Genomic DNA, 22,012 nt, shown 5'->3' on the forward strand with positions numbered 1-22,012 from the left:
CGAATCACACTGATAAATGTGTACCGTGCAGGGAGCGATCGCGCGTCGGTTGGAGCCTACTCGTCGTCGGCGTTGCCGCTGATCTCGCTCAACAGCGATCGGGAGTCGCCACCGAGCACCGATCGGCCGAGGAGCCGCCCGCCGATCTCGAGGGGGTTAATGACGTCGTCGGCCCCGACCGACTCGAGCTTCTCGACGTTCCGCGCCTCGTTGGCGGCCGCGACGATCCGCACGTCCGGGTCGACGTTCCGCGTCGCGAGCACCGCGAGCACGTCCCGTGCGTCGTCGTCGCTGCCGACGACGACCCCGCGGGCGGCGTCGGTCCTGGCGTCGCGCAACACCGACTCGTCGGTCGGGTCGTCGGTGAGGACGTTCACTCCCTCCGTGTTGAGCTGGGAGGCGGTCTCCTGGTCGGGCGTCACCACCACCAGTTCCGTCTCCGCACCGAGTTCTTCCAGGAGCGATTCCGTCACGTCGCCGTACCCGAGGACCACGACGTGGTCCTCTAAGAGTGTGAGTTCAGATGCGGTCATGTTTCCGAACGCCGCGGCCATTCGCGATTCGATCGCCGGACCGATGAGCGCACCCACCGCGACGGTGAAGGCGCCGGTACCGAACAGGATGATGGACAGCGAGAACCACTTCGAGATCCCCGTCGTCGGGGTGATGTCGCCGTAGCCGACGGTCGCGATCGTGACGATGACGTAGTAGAAGGCGTCCCCCCACGTGGAGATGCCGCCGAACTGGTCCCGTAACCCGTAGGAGCCGACCGTCCCGTAGAGAACCACGCCGAGGATGGCGGACAACGACGCGATCTGCAGCGACGAGAGGTCGAGCGACTGGCGGAACTGGTCGCGGTTCCGGACGTGGAGCGGGAAGGTGATCGCGATGAGCACCAACACCGGGATGTCGGTCGGCCGGAGCGTCGTCAAGGGTAACACGGCCAGCGCCGGGACGACGACGGCGGCGGCGAGCCAGGCGATGCGTTTCCGGCGCTGGAGGCCGACCGCGAGGATGCCGAGGACGAACGCGAACAGGACGCCCCCGAACCGCGCCAGCGGCACCGCGAGCGACGTCGGCAACAGGCCGGCCAGCGGTCCCGCCAGCGTCACCGACGGCTGACTGAGGTTCGACAGTCCCGTCACAAACGACAACAGCGTGAGGGCGGCGGTCAGTGACACGGTCGATCGCGCGCCCGAGAACTCCCGCCACTCGACGAGCGGTATCCTATCGGCGGGATAGAAGATCTCCTCGATGGCCCGCTGAACCGGACCGCCTGATGAGTCGGACACCGGGGGTCAATTCTCAGACTCCATATAAAAAACGCTCGCCGTCAGAGGGGCGGACCGCGGAACTGAGCGGGCGGAGATCGACCGCAGTCGGTACCGCCGCCTCGCCGCGTCGAGCGAACCGTTCCACGACCGATCCGGAATCCGATAGGTCGTGTCGTCGGTGGCGGCCACGGCCGGATTTATACGGGGTCCGCGGGTAACTCCGCCCATGAAGCGCACTATCAGCACGGACGATGCGCCGGCGGCGGTCGGGGCGTACAGCCAGGCGACGACGAATGGCAGTCTCCTCATCACCGCGGGCCAGCTCCCGCTCACCGTCGACGGCGAGCTGCTCGACGACGAATCGGTCGCGGAGCAGACCCGGCAGTGTCTCGAGAACGTCGCGGCGATACTCGAGTCGGAGGGGCTCTCGCTCAACGACGTGCTCAAGACGACGGTCTTCCTCGACGACATCGACGATTTCGACGCTTTCAACGAGGCCTACGGCGAGTTCTTCGACGAGGACCCGCCGGCCAGGAGCGCCGTCGGCGCCGGCGCCGTGCCGAAAGGCGCGGCGGTCGAGATAGAGGCGATAGCGACCACCGAGTGACGACGGGGACGGTGGCCGCCGGGCGGGCCATCGATCCTAGGGGGTTCGACGGCCGCTACACCGCTACTACGCCGTCAAGGGCCGGAGCCCCAGGGGCCTCCGACCCGGGCGCTCGCAGAGCGGCTCGACCAGGGCGGCGTCGTCGACGACGACACGCCGATCGCTCGGCTGCCGGCCCGACCCGTCGACGCTGGAGACGACCGACGGAGCGCTACCGGAGCTGCATCTCCTCGGCCCGCTCGACGGCCAGTTCGGCGACAGCCTCGAGGTCGTCCTCGGAGCGGTCCGCGAGCACCCGGAGCAGCATGCCGAGCTGTATCGCCGCGGTCTCGCGGAGTTCGGTCGCGTCGCCGGTGTCGTTGCCGAAGTAGTACTCGTGGCGGCCGTCGTCGTGGACGAGGCCGCCGTACACCGAGCGCAGTTCGCCGTCGGTGATGGCGTCGGCCGCCTCCGTCCGGACCTCCTCGAAGCGTGGATTCGTCACGATGGAAGGGGCGGGCGCTGGCACCTAACCCCTTCGCCGCGCCGGCGCCGCACCCCGGACGTGTCGGCCGACTGGTCGGTTGTGGTATCGGGCGTCGGGGCCGCGGCGGTTGCGGGTTTTTTCCGTTCACGACCACGAGCGAAGACATGTCACGACAGACAGGCGCAGTCGGTCGGTCGCCGGTCGTCCGCATGGCGACGAGCGACGGCGAGGACGCGGTGGCCGCGGCTCGTGCGGCGTCGGAGTCGGTCGCGGTCGTCCGGACGGGACCGACTGGAATCGGCGAGAGCGACCCGCTGGTCATGGCGACCGTCGACGGCAGGACGGCGTTCTTCGCCGGTCCCACGGACGCGGGCGTCGAGGACGTCGTCTCGACGGTGGCCGGCGGCGAACTGCCGACCGACGGAGCGGACACCGTCATCGAACACGAGCCCGGAACGGAGACGCTCCCGGTTCCGGATGCCGGGTCGCTCTCCGTCGGCCGGCGGGCGGTGCTCGGGCCGTGCGGCTGGGTCGACCCGCTGGACCCGACCGAGCGGCCGTTTCTCTCGGCCGAACGGTCCGCCGAGGCGCCCGCCGACGCCGGACTGCTCGGCCGCGGACGCGGTGACGCGGCGGCCGACGACCCGGTCGCAACGGAGTGGACGACGGCCCGGGAGGCGGACGGCGACCCGGTCGTGGTCGCAAACGCGAACGAGGCTTATGCCGAGCAGCGCGCCGACCGGACGCTCCTGTGGGGGGTGCCGATGTGCGTCCTCGACGGGATGGCCGCGGTCGCCGACCGCGTCGGCGCCGACGACGCCGTCCTCTACCTGAACGAGTCCGACGTCGCCCTCGTGCGACACCTCCGCGAGGCCGTCGACGCCGCTAGCGAGCACCTCGACCTCGACGTGCAACTGGTCGCGGGACCGGACGAGCACCGCGCGGGGGCGCCGACGGCGGCGCTGGAGGCGATGGAGGGCGCCGACCGCATCGAGCCACGGCTCCAGCCGCCCTCACCCGCCGAGCACGGCCTCTACGGCCGGCCGACGGTCGTCCACACGCCACGGACATACGCGCAGGTTCGGCACGCGATGGCCGAGCCGGACGCCTTCGACCCCGGGGCCGCGGACCCCGGGACCCGGCTGTTCACCGTGACGGGCGACGTCGCGGCCCCGGCGACGGTCGAACTGCCCTCCGCGAGTTCGCTCGCGGCGGTCCGCGAGGCCGTCGACCTCGAGGGGGCGTTCAAGATGGCCTGCGTCGGCGACGTGCTCGGCGGCTACACCCGTGACCTCGATGTGAGGGCGACGGCGGGGTCGCTCCGGGCGGCGGACCTCGGGACCGGGGGGGTCGTCGAGTTGCTGGACGAGAGCCGGTGTGCCCTGGCCGACGCCGGCGACCGCGCGACGTTCGCCGCCAGCGAGAACAGCGGGCGCTGCGTCCCCGGTCGCGAGGGAACCAAGCAGCTGGCCGAACTGCTGCGGGACGTCTACGACGGCGACCTCGAGGACGAGAAGATACGCGAGCTGGGGCGGGTGATGCGCCGGTCGAGTAACTGCCGGACCGGCGCGCACGCGCCACGCCCCGTGACGACCGTCATCGAGAGCTTCGGGCCGGAGGTGCGCGCCCACGCTGACGGCCGCTGTCCGGCCGGGAGTTGCACGGGGGAACTGTGAGCACCGACGACGCGCTCCCCGGCGTGCCTGACTTCGAGGACCCCCAACCCTCGACGCCGGTCACCGCCGAGTTCGACACCGGCACCGCCAACGATCCGGAGGTCGGGACCGACGAGGGACCGACGACCGTGACCGTCGACGGCGAGCCGGTGACGCTGCCCGGCGGATCGACGCTCATCGATGCGATGGAGGCGCTGGACGACGACGTCGTCAGCGTCGACCCCGGTGCCGACGGCGTCTCCGAGGACGCCGACGTGCCCGCACTCTGCTACTACGACCGCGACGGGGACTGCAGCGGGGAGATCGGTCCGCGTAGCGAGTGCCGGACCTGTATGGTCGAGACCGACGAGCACGGCCTCGTGCCGTCGTGTTCGTTCCCGGCCGAGGACGGCCTCGAGGTCCGGACCGACACGCCCGACGCCGCGGAGGCCCGCAGCGTCAACCTCGACCTGGTGCTGTCGAACCACAATCTCCGGTGTACGACCTGCAACGGCAACGGACGCTGCGAACTGCAGGACGCCGCCATCAGCGAGGGCGTCGACCACCCCCGGTACGGCGTCTTCGACGAGCGGGACGCGTACGAGCCCATCGACGACACCTCGTCGTTCATCCAGATCGACCGCAACAAGTGCATCCTCTGTAACCGGTGCGTCGAGGGGTGTAGCGACGTCCAGGTCGAGGGCGTCCTCCGTATCGAGGGCCACGGTGAGGACACCCGCATCGGCTTCCAGTCGGACGCCGAGACGATGCACGACTCCGACTGCGTCTCCTGTGGCCACTGTGCGACGGTGTGCCCGACGGGCGCGCTGACCGAGAAGGGCATCGGCGGCGTCGCGACCCTGCCGCTGCCGGGGTTCACCCAGCGCAACTCCATCGGCAAGGTCATCGAACACGAAGACGTCGAGACAATCGACGAGACGGACGCGCCGAACCGGACGTTCGGCGGGACCGCCGAGGTCGAGGCCGATGGGCTGGAGGGGTTCGTGTCCGCGGCCAAGCGCCGCGCCGGCGACGTGGCCACGGAGTACGGTCACAAGGCGTTCCTGGCCGGCGAGCACACTGCCGAGAGCATCGCCGCAAACACCCTCCCGGAGGGCCGGTTGTTCGACATCGCCGGCGTGGTCAGCGACTACCGGATCGGCAAAATCGACAAGCAAGAGACGACCTGCGGCTTCTGTGCGGTCGGCTGCCGGTTCGAGATGTGGGGCAAGGACGGCGACTCGCTGGGCGTCGTCCCGGTGGACGACCCCGACGACGCGCCGGCGAACAACTTCTCGACCTGTGTGAAGGGGAAGTTCGGCCACGAGTTCGCCAACAGCGAAAAGCGGCTGACGGAGCCGCTCGTCCGCGACGACGACGGCGAGTTCGAGGCCGTCTCTTGGGCGGAGGCTCTCGATCACGTCGCCGACCGGCTGTCGAGCATCCAGGCGGAGGCTGGCGTCGACTCGGTCGGCTGTCTAGCCTCCTCGAAGGGGTCCAACGAGGAGGCCTACCTCGTCCAGAAGTTCGCCCGCCAGGTGCTCGGGACGAAGAACATCGACAACTGCGCGCGGCTCTGTCACTCCTCGACGGTGGCGGCGCTCCAGCAGACCGTCGGCTACGGCGCGATGACGAACCGGATCAACGAGGACGTCGGCGAGGCCGACGCCTACCTCATCAGCGGCTCGAACACGACCGAGTCCCACCCGGTGCTGGCGACCCGAATCAAGCAGAACGTCCGGGACGGCGCCGACTTGGTCGTCTTCGACCCGCGGAGGATCGGCATCGCCGAGCACGCCGACCAGTACACCCGCACCAACCCCGGCTACGACGTCGCTTGGCTCAACGGGATGATGCGGTACATCGTCGAGAACGGCCTCCACGACGAGGCGTTCGTCGAGCGCAACACGAAGAATTTCGATGCGCTGAAAGAGAAGGTCCAGGCGTTCACCCCCGAGAAGGTCGAGGAGCTGGCGGGCGTCCCGCCGGAGGAGTTGGCCTCGGCCGCCGAGACGCTCGCGGCGGCCGACACCGTCGTTTTCGGCTGGGCGATGGGGATGACACAGCAGTCCCACGGCACCGAGAACCTGCTGGCGATGGCGGACCTGGCGCTCCTGCTCGGTCAGCTCGGCAAGCCCGGTGCCGGTCTCTCTCCCTTCCGCGGCCAGAACAACGTTCAGGGCGGCGGCGGCGACATGGGGACGCTACCGGGCAGCCTGCCGGGCTATCAGGACCCCGTCGACGACGAGGTCGGCGAGAAGTTCGCAGACGCGTGGGGCGAGCGCCCGCCCGAGGAGCCCGGCCTCAAGGTGCCCGAGATGCTCGCTGAGGCCCACGAGGGCAACCTGAAAGCGATGTATGTGGTCGGCGAGAACCCGGCCCTCTCGGAGCCGGACATCCAGCACGCCGAAGCGGCGCTGGACGACCTCGGGTTCCTCGTCGTCCAGGACATCTTCATGACCGAGACGGCCGACCACGCCGACGTGGTGCTGCCGGCGGCGACCTCGCCGGAGAAGCACGGCACCTTCACCAACACCGAGCGGCGCATCCAGCGGGTCCGGCCGACGGCCGACCCGCCGGGGGAGGCGCGGCAGGACTGGGAGATAACCCAGGCGCTGGCCCGCCGGCTCGGCTACGACTGGGACTACGACCACCCGCGGGAGGTGATGGACGAGATAAGCGACCTGACGCCCATCTACGGCGGCGTCTCCTACGAGCGGCTCGAGGGCGGCGACGTGCACGGCCTGCAGTGGCCCTGCACCGACGCCGACGACCCCGGCACGCCGTACCTCTACGACCACGAGGAGGGGAACTTCAACTTCGAGGACGGGAAAGCCCGGTTCGTGCCCGCCGACGGCGGCCATCCGGGCGAGATACCCGACGAGGAGTACCCGCTCACGCTCACCTCGGGCCGCGTGCTTTACCACTGGCACACCGGCCAGATCACCCGCCGCGTCGAGGGGCTGATGAGCCACGTCGGCGAGAGCTTCGTCGAGGTCAACCCCGAGACGGCCGACCAACTCGGCATCGGCGACGCGGAGTACGTCCGCGTCGAGTCCCGTCGCGGCTCCATCGTCGTCGAGACGCAGGTCACCACCCGCGTCGGCCCCGGGACGCTGTTCATCCCGATGCACTTCGCCGCCGGCGCCGTCAACAAGCTGACCGGCGAGACGTTCGACCCGACGGCCGGTATCCCGGAGTACAAGATCTCCAGCGTCCGCGTCGATCCGCTCGGCCCGGAGACCGACGAGACCGTGCTGCGCGCGCCCGGCGCCGGCCGGGGTCGCGCCGGCGACGACTGACGCGGACCGTCTTCGGACCGCCGTCGACGCCGCCAATCGCGGCGTGATCGGACGCTCCGACACTCAGCCGTCCGGCGGGACGTTCCGGTTCGACCGGAAGCGGTTCTGTGGGTCCCAGCGCCGCTTCACGTCGACGAGCCGCCCGTAGTTCTCGCCGTAGGCCGCACGGACGCGGTCGCGTCCCTCGTCGGCGGTGAGGACGTTCATCGCCGCCGCGCCGGTCGTGTACGGCCGGACGGCGTCGTGGAACTCGCGGACCCAGGCGACGTGGTCGTCGTCGCGGGCCGGCTCCTCCCAGCGGGCCTCCGCGAGCAGGTGGTGGGTCGCGTCCCGGTGGGGGTAGGCGGTGGCGTCGGTCGGCGGTGCGGTCTCGGCGCCGCTCCGCGGGGAGACGAACACCGTCGCGCCCGACGACGGCGCCCGGGCCGCGTGCTCCCCGATCGTCTCGATGGCCGAATCGGAGAGCGACGCGAGGTACTGGCTCCGCAGGGACGTCCGTATCGAGCCCCGGCTCTCGCCGGCGGCCTGGAACGACGCGTACGACCGCGGGCGGACGCTGTCGGCGATGGGGTCGCCGGCCGTCCGGAGCGGCGCCAGCGCGTCCTCGCCCTCTGTGGGCGGCCCGGCGTAGCACGCGATGCACATCGTCACGCGCGTGCCGTACACCTCCTCCGGGAGGATGTCGGCGGGGTAGACGAGCGGCCCGCCGAGTATCTCCGGGGCGAGCTCATGCAGCGGAACTGGACGGACGTGACGACGCCGACGTTGCCGCCGCCCCGGAGCGCCCAGAAGAGGTCCTCGTTTTCCTCCTCGCTGGCGCGGACGAGGTCGCTGCCGGCGGTTACCACGTCCGCGGCGAGGAGGTTGTCGCAGGTGAGGCCGTGCTTGCGGCTGAGCCAGCCGACGCCGCCGAGCGTCAGCCCGGCGACGCCGATGTTCGGGTCCTGGCCGCCGAGGACCGCCGGCCCGAACGCCTCCGTCTCGTGGTCGACGTCGCCCCAGGTCGCGCCGGGGCCGACTCGCGCGGTCCGCTCGCCCGGGTCGACCCGGACGGCGTCCATCGGCCGGCAGTCCAGCAGTACCCCTCGTCGGGCAATGCATAGCCGGAGACGTGGTGGCCGCCGCTCCGGACGCCCAACTGCAGGTCGTACTCGCGGGCGTCCTCGTAGCCGGCGTCACCCGGCTCGAGGACGTCGCCGCGCGCTCGCTCGCGGAGGGTCGCCGCTGGGTCGTGTGCCGGGTCGGTCACGCGGGAAGCGGGAGGGCGGCCGAGAGTGTTAGAACAGCCCGGATATGTTGCCGTCGTCGTCGATGTCCATGTCGGCGGCGGCCGGCCGCTCCGGCAGGCCGGGCATCGTGAGCGCGTCGGCGGTGAGCGCGACGATGAAGCCGGCACCCGCGGACGGGTAGACTTCGCTGATCTCGAGTTCCCAGCCGCTCGGGGCGCCCTTCCTGCTCGCGTCGTCGCTGAGCGAGTGGAAGGTCTTCGACATACAGACCGGCACGTCGCCGAAGCCGAGGTCTTCCATGCGCTCGATGTCCTCGAGCGCGTCGCCGGTGAACTTGACGCCGTCGGCGCCGTAGATCTCCGTGGCGACGGTGTCGATTTTCTCCTTGATCGGCGCTTCCTCGTCGTAGAGGAACTCGAACTCGTCCTCGTCGCTCTCGTCGACGGCCTCGATGACGTGCTCGCCGAGGTCCTCGCCGCCCTCGCTGCCCTTCTCGAACACCTCGGACTCGGCGACCCGGACGCCGAGGTCCTCCTCGCAGTGGTCCACCACAGTCTGGACCTCCTCGTCGGTGTCGTCCGGGAACCGGTTGACCGCGACGACGACGGGAACGCCGAACTGCTGGAGGTTCGAGACGTGCTTGTCCAGGTTTTCGAACCCGCGCTCGATGGCCTCGGTGCCGGCGTCGTCGATGGCGTCGAAGTCGGCCGGCCACATGTTCTCGCCGTGGTACTTCAGCGCCCGGACCGACGACACGATGACGACCGCGTTGGGCGTCATGTCGCCGAGCCGGCAGACGATGTTCATGAACTTCTCGGCGCCCAGGTCGGAGCCGAAGCCGGCCTCAGTGACGAGGTAGTCGCCCATCCCGTACGCGGCTTTGTCCGCGATGAGCGAGTTCGTTCCGTGCGCGATGTTGGCGAACGGGCCGCCGTGGATGAACGCGGGCGTCCCCTCGATGGTCTGGACGACGTTCGGTTTGATCGCGTCCCGGAGCAGCATCGCGGCCGGACCGGTCGCCTCGATGTCCTCGACCGTGACCGGGTCGCCGTCCTCGTCGTAGGCGAGGATGATGCGACCGACCCGCTCCTTGAGGTCGCCCATACCGTCCGCCATACAGAGGGCGGCCATGAGCTCCGAGGCGGCGGTCAGGAGGAAGCTGTCCTCGCGAGGCGTTCCGCCGGTCTTGCCGCCGAGGCCGATCACCATGCTCCGGAGCGCCCGATCGTTCATGTCGATGGCCCGGGGCCACCGGACGTCGGTGACGTCGACGTCGAAGTCCTCGTCCCCCGTCAGTTTGGCGTCCAACATCGCCGAGATGAGGTTGTGCGCCGAGGTGAGCGCGTGCAGGTCGCCGGTGAAGTGCAGGTTGATGTCCTCCATCGGAAGCACCTGCGAGCGGCCCCCGCCGGCGGCGCCGCCCTTGACACCGAACACTGGCCCGAGCGACGGTTCGCGGATCGCGATCATCGCCTCCTCGCCGAGGTGGTTCAGCGTCTGTCCCAGTCCGACGGTCGTGACCGTCTTCCCCTCTCCCTTGGGGGTCGGCGTCATCCCGGTCACGAGTACGAGGTTGTTCTCCCGGTCCGCGGCCTCGTCCCGAAGCCGATCGAGGGCGTGGTGTTTGACTTTCGCCGTGTACTCGCCGAAGTACTGGAGGTCGTCGAGGCCGAGGCCCCACGGTTCGACCAGCTCCCAGATCGGCTCCATCTCGGTCGACTGTGCGATGTCGTAATCCGTCGGTATCGGTTCGTTAGTATCTGTCACGTTTTCGTACATCCCAGCATCGCCGTATGAAGGTTAGCATATCTGCTAACACTCGGATAGGATGTGTTTGCGACGCCCCGCGGTGTGTCCCGCAATGAGTGACGCCTCGTTGACGGGATGAGATTTGCCCGGAAAATCGGCGCTCACCAGAGTTCGGCGGCGTCACGGATCGCGTCCCGCGCCCGCTTCGCACAGTCCCGCTTGCCGCGCCCGAAGTGCACGGTGTTCTCGTCGACCGGCGTCGAGAGGAACCCACCCTCGTCGTTCTCGACGCCGGCCTGTTCGATCTGGAGGTAGCTGATGACGAGTCGCCCCTCGTAGGTGATGTCGCGAACGTCACCGATCCGGATCTGCTTGTCGGCGAACTTCGAGCGGCCCGGACGCTCGATGTGGATCCGCTCGTCGTAGACGTGTAGCGTCCCGTCTTGGAACCCACAGGAGACGAGTGGGTTCGAGTCGGGTGCGTCGTCGTGCATCGCGTCCGATCCGTCGGACGATCCCGGAACGTCGATCATTACGTCGTGGTCAGACCCAGAGCGGCGAAAAGGTTGTCCATGCAACGAGTGGGACGTGCCGTTCGGACGACCCATGGTAAACGTGTGACATACCCGTGTCTGATATTAACAAACAGAACAATACTACCGTGTTTTGAAAAGATATTTTCAAAATCCTCAAGACCCCTCGGTTCATATATAGTAGTATGACGGAGCCAACAAGCAAACGTCAAAAGAACGGTGCCGAAGACGAGTTCGTGAACTACATGCCGGGCATGCCGAGGCTGTCGAGCGAGCCGGGTCGGATCGAACGGTTCGTGACCCGTCTGTTCCGCCGTCGTGGCCCGCTTCGCGCCGTGTTCCGCGACCGGGACGAGTAGAACCGCCGTCGCCTCGCCCGCAGAACAGAATCGCCGGTCCCGTCCGCACAAAGGTTTATGCGCGGTTGCCTCCACATTTTCATATCCGGCGGGAACCGGAGCGGAAGATCATGTCATCACTCATCGGCGGAGCGCAGAACTGCAAACGATGCGGACACGAGGTAGAGAGCGGGCACGATACCTGTCCGAGCTGCTATTTCAACCCGAAGTCCAAGGGGCTTCGGGTCGCCCTCGCGCTGTTGATGGCCGTTATCATCCTGATGACGGCCGTGCTACTGCTCCCGTTCCTGTCACTGTTGTTCGTCAGGCTCGCTGGAGTCGCATTCCTCCTTGCCCTACTCGTGTTCGTCATCTCGTTCGTGTCGACCCCCTACCGGTTCGGATCCCTGTTCCTCTGGTTTTGAGCGCCGACGAGCGGTCACGTCCTCGCGTTCCCCGGCCCGTCGACCGCTCTCCGGGAACTCCTCGTTCGAAACGCTACTCGTCACGCGTCCGTCCGGTGAGGTCACTCGACGCGGACAGCAATTACGCTAGCGGGAGTCAAACGAACGACGTAGCGGGGATCAAACGAACGACGGCCACGGACGAGAACCGCTATCGGCCGAGCCGTTCAGTGCGCCACGATTCGGTGTCCGGCGTTTGGTTGAACGTGTAGATGTGGATCCCCCTGATCTTGTAGTGATCGTCGTCCGCGTACGGCGCGAGCCCGTCGATGAGGTCGTCGGGCTTGTACACCCCCCGCGATCCGACGAGCTGCCTTACGAAGCCGAGTATGCCGGTCGTCTTCCGAAGGAACTTGATCGAGTCGCCGACGCCGACCTTCTGTGAGATCTGCATCAGGCGCTGGTAGTTCATCACGCCCGGGATGCCGACCTCGACGGGGAGGTCGACGCCGTCGTCGCGGATGTCGTCGATCCACTCGAGCACGGCGTCGGGGTCGTAACAGAGCTGTGTGACGAGGTAGGTCGCGTACGGGCTTTTCTTCGCCATCGCGTCGGACAGGGCCTCCGCGTCGAGGAAGTCGTGTCCCTCGGGATATCCGGTGATGCCGACCTCGTCGAAGGAGTGGCCCAACTCGTCGAGAGCGACCAACAGGTCGTGTGCGGACTCGAACTCGCCGGCGGGCTCCTCGCGGTCGCCGCCCGGCACGAAGATGTCCGTCACGCCGGCGTCGGTGAGGCGCTCGGCGATCTCATCGAGGTGGTCGCGATCCTCGACGTAGCGCGCGGCGATGTGCGGCGAGACGTCGTATCCGAGTGCGGCCGCCTGCTCGGTGCGCTCGACCGTGGTGTCGATCCCGAGCTGTGGAGACGTGGTGACGGCGATCGTCGCGTCGTCCGGCAGGTGCCGGATCTCGTCCTCGAAGCTCTCGAACGGCATCAGTTCGAATCGTGCGTCAGTGAGAAGCGCTCCGACGCCGTCACTCCGCTTGATCGCTTGCGTTCCAGCCGACATTACTGGTCATACGTAAGTGGTAGACCTATTTCCATCTGTGGGTTCCCCAGTCAACCAGTTTAAATGGTAGTCGTTACCATTACTCGTTCGACGCCCGGATCGCCGCGTAGCGCCGTCCGATCGCGGCTCGAATCGGGTCGCAGCGTCATCCGCTCGCGGTCGTACACTGCCGAACGCGTGCGGCGGCCTCTTCGTAGGTAACCTCCCTGTCGGGGGCTTTAGAGAGGCGGCACATCACGAGGTCTAGGAGGTCGAGTTGGTCCAGCAGTTCCCGGGCGTAGCCGTCGTCAAGGTCGAGGTCCCGTCTGACCTCGTAGACGGTCGACGACCGCACGACCGACTCGATGACATCTCCGATCTCGACGTCGTCCGGCAGGCCGATACCGTCGGCGACGAGTTTGGCGTCGGGGAACGACCGCCGCGAGTCCTCCTCCGTGGACGGTTCCACGGAGGAAGACTCCACGGGGGACCCGTCCCGTTCGGACGCCTCATCCCGTTCCGACGGTCCGTCCGCCGTCCCCTGATCGGTCCGCCCGTCTGTGGTCGCCGTCTCGTAGGCGGTCGGCTCGTGGACCCCGGCGTCGATCATGTACCGCCGGACCGTCTCGGCGGAGACGTCCATCGCGATCGCGTCCCGCATCTCGGAGAACGTATCGCACTCCGCGTAGAGCGCCCGGAGGTACTCGACGTCCTCGTACGGCGGCATCGACTCGTCGCGGACCGCCTCCACGCCGTCACTCGGGCCACTCTCGGACAGGTCACTCTCGGACGGGTCACTCTCGGACAGGTCACTCTCGGACGGGTCACTCTCGGACGGGTCACCACCGGCCGGATCACTCCCGACCGGATCAGTCTCGGACGGGTTACTCTCTGCCGGTTCGACATCGCCGACGGCGTCGGTGACGGCCTCACGGCGAGCGTGTTCGACCATCGATCCGCCGTTGCCGTCTGTGACGGCGTCGCCCGTCACACGACCCTCCGATTCCGCAGGCCCGGCGGCTGGAGGATCGATGGTCAGGTCGAGGTCCACTTCGAGCGCCCCGTGCGTGACCTCGACCGTTCGTCCGCTCACCTCGACGGTCGCCGCCGTCGATGTCGGGAGCGGAACCAGCTCCGGCACCGTCAACTCGACCGCGAGCCCGCCGTCGTCGGTGAGCGACGTGGCCTCCACGGTCGGCTCCCGGTCCGTCTCGTCAGTCGGCGTCGAGCGGAGAGGCACCAGCACCTCCATATCGACGCGGAGCGTGGAGCCGTCCGTCGTCGCCTCGACGTTCCGGACCGACCTGCCGCGCGACTGCTGGTTCCCGACGAGCGTCGAGAGGACGTCGAAGGTGGTCTGGAGCCCCATGACAATGCTATTCTATGACATAACGTATAATAAGCGTGCGTGGGGAATACTGAACCCGTTTAATATAATAATCGAATACGTGAAGCTCTTTAAACCGGCGGCACGGGGTGTCGACGCCTGTTCGCCGAGTCTCACCCGCGGGTCGCGACCGCCGCGAGACGCTCCCCCTCGACGACGACCCCGCGAGCCAGCGAGTAGACGACGCCGGCCTCGGAGACGGTGACGGTCCCGAGGCGTTCGAACGAGGTCGGACGGTACACCGCACCCAGCGTGTCGCCCGCCTCGAGACGGTCGCCGACCGCGACCGACCGTCGGGGCTCAAACAACCCCGACTCCTCGGCGATGGTGTGTTCGAGACTGTTCCGGAGCACGGTCTGAACCGCCGGTGCGGACGGTTCTCCCTCGAGGACCCGCATCTCCCGGAGTACGTTCATGACGCCGCTAACGCCGGTTTCGACGGCCGACCGATCGACCGTTCGACTGTTCGATAGCTCCGCGGTGATCGCCGGGATCCCGACGCGCTCCGCGGCGTCCCGGAGCATCCCGGTGGGCCCCTCGTCCGGGTCGGCGAGCAGGTACTCCGTCCCGAAGGCCCTCGCGAGCCCGCGCGCATCGGAGCCCTCTCCGAACCTGACGTGTGCCAGCATGTCCGGCGTCCCGGTGTGGAGGTCGACGACCGCGTCGGCGTCGGTCACCAGCTCCCAGAGCCGGGCGGCCACCCGTTCCTGGAAGCTGCCGGTTTCGTCGCCCGGCCAGACCCGGTTCAGGTTCGCGTTCCGCGCGTCGTACGCCGTCGGCGTGACGTACGACCGGTGATCGAAGGCCAGCGGGTTCGCCACCGGCACGGCGACGACGGTGCCCGCGAGGTCAGCCTCGATGAGCCGCTCGTGGAGGTGCCGCAACGTGACCGGCCCGTTGAGTTCGATACCATGTTGTGCCGCCTGCAGGTAGACGGTCGGCCCGCTGCCCCCCGCGTACCGGTGGACCGTTGCGTCGACGGTCGCGCCGGAGGGATGTCGGCTGAGGCGGCGGTCGGTCGTCGTATGAGTTACCGGCTCGTACTCCATGGTCTGACCCGGCGGTACAGGGGCAAAAGCCCCGGGCTCACCCTCGTTCGTCGAGGGGTCGTGATCCCCTCGCGGACCGTCGCGACCGATCGCCACGGGAAACGGGAGGGACGCGACGGACATCGAACGCCGACGCGACGGACGCCGAGATGGGACACCAGACGACTCGAGCGAGGCGGGCGACGGCCGCGAAACCACATTCTGACAGGAGCCGGACGGGTTGAGGGGAAACGGGCCCCAAAGACGGCCTATGCGACAATTATATTCCGCCGCCATAGCGAGATACAGTCGTATTTATGCAGCCCACAGAAAGCCTGCCGACGCAGGCCGACACCGTCGTCATCGGTGCCGGAATCGTCGGCTGCAACGTCGCGTACCAGCTCACGAAACTCGGTCGGGAGGACATCGTGGTCGTCGATCAGGGCCCGATGCCGACCACCGGCGGGTCTTCGACGCACGCGCCGGGGATCATGTTCCAGACCGCGGAGCCGAAGACGCTCAGCCAGTTCGCCGACTACAGCCGAGAGCTCTACTCGGAGCTCGAGGGCGCCGACGGCAAGCAGGCGTACAACGAGACGGGCGGCATCGAGGTCGCCCGCAGCGAGGAGCGAATGGCGTTCCTCCAGCGGCGGGTGGAGGCGGCGAAGGCGTGGGGGATCCCGGATCCGCAGCTGCTCTCCCCCGAAGAAGTGACCGAGCACCTCCCGCTGGTCGACGAGGAGCGCATCCTCGGCGGCTACTACTCGCCGACCGACGGGCAGGTCTCCGGCGTCATCGCCTGCGACGCGCTGGCGCGGGCCGCGATAGACCGGGGGGCGACGTTCGTTCCGCACACGCGCACGGAGGACGTCGAAACGGCCGACGGCGGGGTTCAATCGGTCGTCACCGAGAACGGCACCATCGAGTGCGACGACGTCGTCGTCGCGACGAACATCTGGGCGCGGCAGCTCGGCGAGAAGCTCGGCGTCCACCTGCCCGTGACGCCGGTCGAACACCAGTACACGATGACGGAGTCGCTCGACGAACTGGGCGACGCCGCCGTCGACGTCGCGAACCACCCGCTGTTCGAGAACTACCGCAACGTCTCCGGCGAGAAGGCGAAACGGTTGCTCGTCGGGCCGGACCGTCCGATCCTGCGCGATCAGGACAACGCGATGTACTTCCGGACCCACGGCGATTCCTACGGCATCGGCTCGTACAACCACGAACCGATCGTGCCGGATCCGATGGAGCTCGGCGGCAACGATCCGGACGGCGAGCAGGGATCGGTCCACGAGTTCACCGACCAGCACATGAACAACGCGACCCACCCGGACCGACCGCACAAGTCCCCCCGGCAGGCCAGCGACGAGCTGCTGCCGGCGACAGAGGGGAAGGAGCTCGAGTTCAAGTACAACGGGATGTTCGCCGAATCGCCGAACGGCCTGCCGGTCATGGGTCCGGTCCAAGAGTGCGACGGGCTCTGGACCGCGGCAGCGATCTGGGTGACCCACGCCGGGGGCGCCGGAAAGGCGCTGGCGGAGTGGATGGTGAACGGGGTCCCGCGGCTCGACGACGGCCCGATCGACCTCGCGGACAGCGACGTGAACCGGTTCGACGCCCACGAGGGGTCGTGGGACTTCGCCCGCGACATCGGCGCCGAGGAGTACCGCATCGTCTACAACGTCATGCACCCCAAGTGGGTCTGGACGGACAAACAGCGGGACATCCGGCGGACGCCCATGTACCACACCCACAAGGAGATGGGCGCGGAGCTGTGGGCCGAGGCGGGCTGGGAGGAACCGCAGTGGTTCGAGTCCAACGCCGACCTCGTCGACCGGTACGCCGACCGGATCCCCGACCGCGACGGCTGGGAGGGGAAGTACTGGTCGCCGATCGAGGGCGCGGAGGCCCTGCACGTCCGCGACGCCGTCGGGCTCCACGACATGACCTCGTTCAACAAGATCGAGGTCATCGGCAGCGACGCCGAGGCGTTCCTCGGGCGCCTCTGTACGAACGCGATCGACCTCGACGTCGGCGACATCACGTACACGCTGCTGTGTAACGAGGGCGGGGGCGTCCGGGCCGACATCACCGTCACCCGGACCGACGACGACCGCTATCTCCTGTTGACGACCGGCAGGGAGGTCGGGAACAACCACGTCGCATGGGTCCGCAACCACTCCCCCGACGACGTGGTCGTCAACGAGGTCACGTCCGACCTCGCGGCGATGGTCTGTACCGGTCCCGACGCTCGAAAGGTCCTCTCGAAGGTGATTGACACCGACCTCTCCGACGAGGCCTTCCCGTTCTACACGAGCCAGGAGACGTTCGTGAACAACGTTCCGGTGCGGGCGATGCGGCTCTCGTACGCGGGCGAGCTCGGCTGGGAGCTCTACACCCCCTCCGAGTACGGCGAGCAGCTCTGGGAGCACGTCCTCGAGGCCGGCAAAGAGTACGACATTCGCCCGTACGGCAACGGCGCGCTGAACGCGCTCCGCATCGAGAAAGGGTTCCGGCTCTGGGGCGAGGACCTCCACACCGAGCACAATCCCTACGAGGCGGGCCTCGGGTGGGCCGTCGACCTCGACACCGACTTCATCGGCAAGGCGGCCGTCGCCGCCGCCGCGGACGGGGATAACATCAGCCACGAGGTCGCCTGCCTGACGCTCGACGACGAGACCGCGACGATCCTCGACGACCGACCGGTGCTTGATGGCGACGAGGCGATCGGCTACGTCCACAGCGCCGAGTACGGCTACACGGCCGGCGCCTGCGTCGCGTACACGTACCTGCCGCCGGAGTACGCCGAGCCGGGCACCGAGGTCGACGTGCTCTTCGAGGGCGACCGCTACGCCGCGACCGTCCGCGAGGAGCCGCTGGTCGACTGAGGGATCGGAGCACCGCTGGATCCCGGGTCGTGCCCCGTCGGGTCACAGATCGTTTCCCATCGCTGTCACGTTGTGGTTTGCCACCGGGGACGTGAGACGGTCCGGTCGTCGCCGGACACCCCGATACCGCCGCACGCTACCGGTTTCCCCGTTCTTCGCCCGTATTTACCGATGTATTTATGAGACGGACACGGCCATTCTTTGAGAGAACTAATGTCTAGCACGAAGCCTCCCACGAAGGCCAAGACCGTCGTCATCGGCGCGGGTGCCGTCGGCTGCAGCGTCGCCTACCACCTGAGCGAACTCGGGGCCGAGGACGTGGTCGTCGTCGACCAGGGGCCGCTCCCCGTCACGGGCGGGTCGTCGGTCCACGCGCCCGGGATCATGTTCCAGACGTCGCCGTCGAAGATACAGACGAAGACGGCCCACTACACGAGCCGGCTGCTGTCCGACGCGGGCGTGTACGACGAGGTCGGGGGCATCGAGTTGGCCCGGAGCGAGGAGCGGATGGACTTCCTGCGCCGGCGCGTCGAGTGGGCGACCGCCTACGGCCTGCCGGAGCCCGAGCTACTGTCGCCCGAGGAGGTGACCGAACACCTCCCGCTGGTGAACGAAGAGGAGATCTTGGGCGGCTACTACTCGCCGACCGACGGCCGCGTCGACGGCATCAGCGCGCTCCAGTGGTACGTTGAACACAGTTCCGCGGACTTCTACGGGAACGTCGAGGTGACGGACATGGAGGTCACCGGCGGCGAGATCGGCGCGGTCGTCACCGACGACGGCCGCATCGAGTGCGATCGGTGCGTCATCGCGACGAACAACTGGGGGTACCAGACGGGTCAGCTCGCGGGGCTGGACCTCCCGATCGCGCCCGTCGAGCACCAGTACGTGGTCACGGAACCGATGGAGGAGCTGGCCGACGCGGACAGCAACGTCGGCGAGAACACGTCTGGGCTCGACGTGCCCGGCAACCGCGACATCCAGGAGCAGATGAGCGAGGGGCCGCACCGACCGGTCGGCCGCGATCAAGACCACTCGCTGTACTTCCGGACCCACGGCGACGCCATCGGCCTCGGGTCGTACAACCACGAGACCCTGTCCGTCGACCCGGAGGCGATGGGAACGAACACCGAGGACAGTCAGGCGTCGGTCCGCGGCTTCACCGAGGAACACTGGACGAAGCCGACTCATCGGTACCGCGACAAGTCGGCGAAGCAGGCGTTCGACGAGCTCCTGCCGGCGACCGCCGACGCCGAGTACGCCGCCACGGAGAACGGCATCTTCGTGTTCACGCCGGACGGGATGCCCGCGGTCGGCCCGACCGAGGTCGACGGCCTCTGGTCCGGGCTGGCCATCTGGTGGACCCACTCGGGCGGCTACGGCCGCATCATCGCCGAGTGGATGGAGAACGGCGTCCCGCGGCTCCCGTCGGGTCCCGTCGACACCGGCGGCATCCACGTGCGACGGTTCGAACCCCACGCCGGCGAGACGGACTACTTCGTCGACCGGGGAGACACCCGCTACGAGCAGGTGTACATGAACGTCGAACCGCGGTGGCAACCCGACGACCACCGCGGGCTGCGGACGAGCCCCTTCTACGCCCAACAGCAGGCTCTCGGGGCGGAGTTCTACCAGTCCGGGGGCTGGGAGACGCCGCAGTGGTACGAGTCCAACGCCGACCTCGTCGACCGCTACGCCGACCGGATCCCCGAGCAGGACGGCTGGCAGGGGATCAACCGGTCGGCGATAGAGGGCGCGGAACACCTTCACACCCGCGAGAAGGTATCGATGTTCGATATGACGACGTTCAGCTCCATCACGGTGGAGGGCGACGGCGCCGGCGAGTTCCTCCAGCGGATGTGCAGCAACGACGTCGACATCGAGGACGGACAGGTCCGGTACTCGCTGCTGCTGAACGAGGGCGGCAACATCCTCGCGGACGTGACGGTCGTCCGACTCGACAGCGAGGAGTACATGGTCACGACCGGCGGCGGCAACTCGCCGGGCATCCACGGCGGCTGGCTGGAGGACCACGCCCCGGAGACGGTGTCGGTTACTATCGAGGAGAGCGCCCGGTCGACAATCGGTCTGTGGGGCCCGAAGTCCCGGCTCCTGCTCCAGCGGTGTACGAACGCCGACGTCAGCGACGAGGACTTCGGCTACTTCACGGCCAAGCAGATCTACGTCGGCGAGGTGCCGGTCGTCGCGCTGCGGGTCTCCTACGTCGGCGAGCTCGGCTGGGAGCTGTGGGCCCCGAGCGAGTACGGGCAGCGGCTCTGGGAGACGCTGTACGAGGCCGGCCGGGACCTCGACGTGCGGGCGATGGGCGGGGGCGCCCTGGAGTCGATGCGGCTCGAGAAGGGCTTCCGACTGTGGGGAACCGACATCGACACCGACTCGAACCCCTACGAGGCCGGGCTCCCGTTCGCGGTGGACATGGACACCGACTTCGTCGGTAAGGAGGCGCTGCAGGCGGCCCGCGAGGAGGGCATCGACGACCGGATCGTCCCCCTCACGCTCGACGACTCGACGGACGTCATGCTGAGCGGACGGCCCGTCATGATCGACGGTGAGGCCCAGGGGTACGTCCAGGCGGGCGATTACGGCTACTCGATCGGGGAGTCCGTCGCCTACACGTACCTCCCCGACGAGTACGCCGAGGCCGGCACGTCCGTGCAGATACGCTGTGAGGGCGAGACGTACGACGCGACGGTGCGCGGCGAACCGCTCTTCGACGCCGAACGAGACAAGATCCTCCGATGAGCGCCAGTATCACGGACCCGACCGTCCAGTTCGCCCGATGACCAGCACGAACTCAGACGACCTCCCCGTCACGTACGCGGACATCGAGCGGGCCCGCGACCGGCTCGACGACGACACCGTCGTCAAGCAGACGCCGATCGAGCGGAGTTCGTCGCTCGACGAGTTCGTCGGTGGGGAGGTGTACCTCAAGATGGAACACCTCCAGTGGACCGGCTCGTTCAAGACGAGGGGGGCGTACAACAAGATCCGCAACGAGGTCGAGGCGGGCGTCGACTCGTTCGTCGCCGCGAGCGCCGGCAACCACGCGCAGGGCGTCGCGCTCGCGGCCACGAAGTGCGGCGCGGAGTCGACGGTCTTCATGCCGGAGAACGCCCCGCAGGCGAAGGTCGAAGCGACCCGGGGCTACGGCGCGACCGTCGAACTCGTCGGCCGGGACTTCCAGGAGACGATGGCACACGCCCAGTCGGCCGTCGAGGGCACCGACGCGGGGTTCGTGCACGCGTACGACGACGTCGACATCATCGCGGGGCAGGGCACCCTCGGGATCGAGATGTACCACGACCTTCCGAACGTCGACACCGTCGTCGTCCCCATCGGCGGCGGGGGATTGATAAGCGGCGTCTCGACGGCGATCAAACACCTGTCGCCGGAGACGAGGGTCGTCGGCGTGCAGGCCACCGGCGCCGAGACGGTCCACGAGAGCCTGGACAAGGGGTTCCCGGTGACCCTCGAGGAGGTCAACACGATCGCCGACGGGATCGCGACCGGCGGCATCTCCGAGACGACGCTCCGGATGATCCAGCAGAACGTCGACGAGGTCGTCACCGTCACCGACACCGAGATCGCCCGGGCGATACTGCTGTTGATGGAGCGGGCCAAACAGGTCGTCGAGGGGTCCGGCGCCGCCTCCGTCGCGGCCGTCCTGAGCGACGACCTCGACGTCAGCGGCGAGACGGTGATGCCGCTGCTCTGTGGCGGGAACCTGGACATGACGCAGCTCCGGACGGTGCTCATCTACGCGCTGGCGGCCCGGAAGCAGATCCTCCGTATCCGCGTCCGGATCGACGACCGGCCCGGACGACTGGAGGAGATATCCGGCGTCATCGCCGACTGGGACGCCAATATCCACGACGTCAGACACGACCGATCGGTCGACGACCTCGACGTCGGGGAGGCGTACCTCGTCTTCGACGTCGAGACGAGCGGCGCGGAACACGCGGCCGACATCATCGACGGCATCGCCGCGGAGGGGTACGAGGTCGACGTGGTCAACCACCGGTCGGACGTCTAACGCCGCGTCGCCGAGGAGGGTTTTGATTAGTCTCCGTCCCCTCG

Annotated in this window: 17 protein-coding genes; 8 read left to right on the top strand and 9 right to left on the bottom strand. The window is 68.1% G+C overall.

What is annotated here, in order from left to right; genetic code table 11:
• Window positions 1-56 precede the first annotated feature (56 nt).
• The gene (locus DJ75_RS04945; RefSeq protein ID WP_094523113.1) at window positions 57-1,292 is read right to left on the bottom strand and encodes an NAD-binding protein; all 1,236 of its coding nucleotides are present in this window, start codon (window positions 1,290-1,292) and stop codon (window positions 57-59) included.
• A gap of 208 nt (window positions 1,293-1,500) precedes the next feature.
• Here DJ75_RS04945 and DJ75_RS04950 point away from each other — a divergent pair, with 208 nt between their 5' ends.
• On the top strand, window positions 1,501-1,881 hold the full coding sequence (locus DJ75_RS04950) for a Rid family detoxifying hydrolase (protein WP_094523115.1): 381 nt from the start codon (window positions 1,501-1,503) through the stop codon (window positions 1,879-1,881).
• A gap of 211 nt (window positions 1,882-2,092) precedes the next feature.
• Here the strand turns inward: DJ75_RS04950 and DJ75_RS04955 are convergent, their stop codons facing one another.
• A complete protein-coding gene (locus DJ75_RS04955) occupies window positions 2,093-2,368 on the bottom strand; it encodes a hypothetical protein (RefSeq protein WP_170938286.1) in 276 nt (91 codons plus the stop codon).
• A 143-nt stretch (window positions 2,369-2,511) separates the two neighbouring features.
• On the opposite strand from DJ75_RS04955, the gene DJ75_RS04960 reads away from it, so the two are divergent.
• The gene (locus DJ75_RS04960; protein ID WP_094523119.1) at window positions 2,512-4,023 is read left to right on the top strand and encodes an NADH-ubiquinone oxidoreductase-F iron-sulfur binding region domain-containing protein; all 1,512 of its coding nucleotides are present in this window, start codon (window positions 2,512-2,514) and stop codon (window positions 4,021-4,023) included.
• Window positions 4,020-7,304 (top strand): formate dehydrogenase subunit alpha, encoded by a 3,285-nt coding sequence (gene fdhF, locus DJ75_RS04965; RefSeq protein WP_094523121.1) that lies wholly within the window; start codon window positions 4,020-4,022, stop codon window positions 7,302-7,304. Before DJ75_RS04960 ends, fdhF begins: the two co-directional genes overlap by 4 nt.
• Before the next feature lie 63 nt (window positions 7,305-7,367).
• On the opposite strand, the gene DJ75_RS04970 is transcribed toward fdhF, so the two are convergent.
• The 4 genes from DJ75_RS04970 to DJ75_RS04985 form a co-directional block, all read right to left on the bottom strand.
• Entirely contained in the window at window positions 7,368-7,970 is a 603-nt protein-coding gene (locus DJ75_RS04970) for a BBE domain-containing protein (protein WP_094523123.1), read from the bottom strand.
• Window positions 7,952-8,365 (bottom strand): FAD-binding oxidoreductase, encoded by a 414-nt coding sequence (locus DJ75_RS04975; protein ID WP_094523125.1) that lies wholly within the window; start codon window positions 8,363-8,365, stop codon window positions 7,952-7,954. The genes DJ75_RS04970 and DJ75_RS04975 overlap by 19 nt, the downstream gene beginning before the upstream one ends.
• 216 nt (window positions 8,366-8,581) lie before the next feature.
• A complete protein-coding gene (locus DJ75_RS04980) occupies window positions 8,582-10,243 on the bottom strand; it encodes a formate--tetrahydrofolate ligase (RefSeq protein WP_394338269.1) in 1,662 nt (553 codons plus the stop codon).
• A 200-nt stretch (window positions 10,244-10,443) separates the two neighbouring features.
• Window positions 10,444-10,815 carry a hypothetical protein gene (locus tag DJ75_RS04985; RefSeq protein WP_094523129.1) on the bottom strand — a complete coding sequence of 124 codons (372 nt, stop codon included), beginning with the start codon at window positions 10,813-10,815 and terminating at the stop codon, window positions 10,444-10,446.
• A 185-nt stretch (window positions 10,816-11,000) separates the two neighbouring features.
• Here DJ75_RS04985 and DJ75_RS18505 point away from each other — a divergent pair, with 185 nt between their 5' ends.
• A complete protein-coding gene (locus tag DJ75_RS18505) occupies window positions 11,001-11,174 on the top strand; it encodes a hypothetical protein (RefSeq protein ID WP_158217268.1) in 174 nt (57 codons plus the stop codon).
• Window positions 11,175-11,284: 110 nt separating this feature from the next.
• Window positions 11,285-11,578 (top strand): hypothetical protein, encoded by a 294-nt coding sequence (locus tag DJ75_RS04990; RefSeq protein ID WP_094523131.1) that lies wholly within the window; start codon window positions 11,285-11,287, stop codon window positions 11,576-11,578.
• Between the two features lie 190 nt (window positions 11,579-11,768).
• Here the strand turns inward: DJ75_RS04990 and DJ75_RS04995 are convergent, their stop codons facing one another.
• From DJ75_RS04995 to DJ75_RS05005, 3 genes are all read right to left on the bottom strand, one after another.
• Window positions 11,769-12,629, bottom strand: coding sequence for a methylenetetrahydrofolate reductase (locus DJ75_RS04995; RefSeq protein ID WP_094523133.1), 861 nt, complete (start codon window positions 12,627-12,629; stop codon window positions 11,769-11,771).
• Window positions 12,630-12,774: 145 nt separating this feature from the next.
• On the bottom strand, window positions 12,775-13,977 hold the full coding sequence (locus DJ75_RS05000) for a hypothetical protein (RefSeq protein ID WP_094523135.1): 1,203 nt from the start codon (window positions 13,975-13,977) through the stop codon (window positions 12,775-12,777).
• 131 nt (window positions 13,978-14,108) lie between these two features.
• Window positions 14,109-15,044, bottom strand: a complete 936-nt coding sequence (locus DJ75_RS05005) for a succinylglutamate desuccinylase/aspartoacylase family protein (RefSeq protein WP_094523137.1) — start codon at window positions 15,042-15,044, stop codon at window positions 14,109-14,111.
• A gap of 296 nt (window positions 15,045-15,340) precedes the next feature.
• Between DJ75_RS05005 and DJ75_RS05010 the strand changes: the two genes are divergently transcribed.
• The 3 genes from DJ75_RS05010 (at window position 15,341) to ilvA (ending at window position 21,968) form a co-directional block, all read left to right on the top strand.
• The gene (locus DJ75_RS05010) at window positions 15,341-17,914 is read left to right on the top strand and encodes an FAD-dependent oxidoreductase (protein ID WP_094523139.1); all 2,574 of its coding nucleotides are present in this window, start codon (window positions 15,341-15,343) and stop codon (window positions 17,912-17,914) included.
• A 213-nt stretch (window positions 17,915-18,127) separates the two neighbouring features.
• A complete protein-coding gene (locus tag DJ75_RS05015; RefSeq protein ID WP_094523141.1) occupies window positions 18,128-20,677 on the top strand; it encodes an FAD-dependent oxidoreductase in 2,550 nt (849 codons plus the stop codon).
• A 37-nt stretch (window positions 20,678-20,714) separates the two neighbouring features.
• The gene (ilvA, locus tag DJ75_RS05020) at window positions 20,715-21,968 is read left to right on the top strand and encodes a threonine ammonia-lyase (protein ID WP_094523143.1); all 1,254 of its coding nucleotides are present in this window, start codon (window positions 20,715-20,717) and stop codon (window positions 21,966-21,968) included.
• Window positions 21,969-22,012 lie beyond the last annotated feature (44 nt).

This window comes from Halorubrum sp. Eb13 (genome assembly GCF_002252895.1).
In the GTDB taxonomy this organism is placed as follows: Archaea; Halobacteriota; Halobacteria; order Halobacteriales; family Haloferacaceae; genus Halorubrum.

Coding starts and splice junctions, on each gene's coding strand:
- DJ75_RS04950 (WP_094523115.1), top strand. CDS start 1,501: ATGAAGCGCACTATCAGCACGGACGATGCGCCGGCGGCGGTCGGGGCG.
- DJ75_RS04960 (WP_094523119.1), top strand. CDS start 2,512: ATGTCACGACAGACAGGCGCAGTCGGTCGGTCGCCGGTCGTCCGCATG.
- DJ75_RS04975 (WP_094523125.1), bottom strand. CDS start 8,365: ATGGACGCCGTCCGGGTCGACCCGGGCGAGCGGACCGCGCGAGTCGGC.
- DJ75_RS04980 (WP_394338269.1), bottom strand. CDS start 10,243: ATGGAGCCGATCTGGGAGCTGGTCGAACCGTGGGGCCTCGGCCTCGAC.
- DJ75_RS04985 (WP_094523129.1), bottom strand. CDS start 10,815: ATGATCGACGTTCCGGGATCGTCCGACGGATCGGACGCGATGCACGAC.
- DJ75_RS18505 (WP_158217268.1), top strand. CDS start 11,001: ATGACGGAGCCAACAAGCAAACGTCAAAAGAACGGTGCCGAAGACGAG.
- DJ75_RS04990 (WP_094523131.1), top strand. CDS start 11,285: ATGTCATCACTCATCGGCGGAGCGCAGAACTGCAAACGATGCGGACAC.
- DJ75_RS04995 (WP_094523133.1), bottom strand. CDS start 12,629: ATGTCGGCTGGAACGCAAGCGATCAAGCGGAGTGACGGCGTCGGAGCG.
- DJ75_RS05000 (WP_094523135.1), bottom strand. CDS start 13,977: ATGGGGCTCCAGACCACCTTCGACGTCCTCTCGACGCTCGTCGGGAAC.
- DJ75_RS05005 (WP_094523137.1), bottom strand. CDS start 15,044: ATGGAGTACGAGCCGGTAACTCATACGACGACCGACCGCCGCCTCAGC.
- DJ75_RS05010 (WP_094523139.1), top strand. CDS start 15,341: ATGCAGCCCACAGAAAGCCTGCCGACGCAGGCCGACACCGTCGTCATC.
- DJ75_RS05015 (WP_094523141.1), top strand. CDS start 18,128: ATGTCTAGCACGAAGCCTCCCACGAAGGCCAAGACCGTCGTCATCGGC.
- ilvA (WP_094523143.1), top strand. CDS start 20,715: ATGACCAGCACGAACTCAGACGACCTCCCCGTCACGTACGCGGACATC.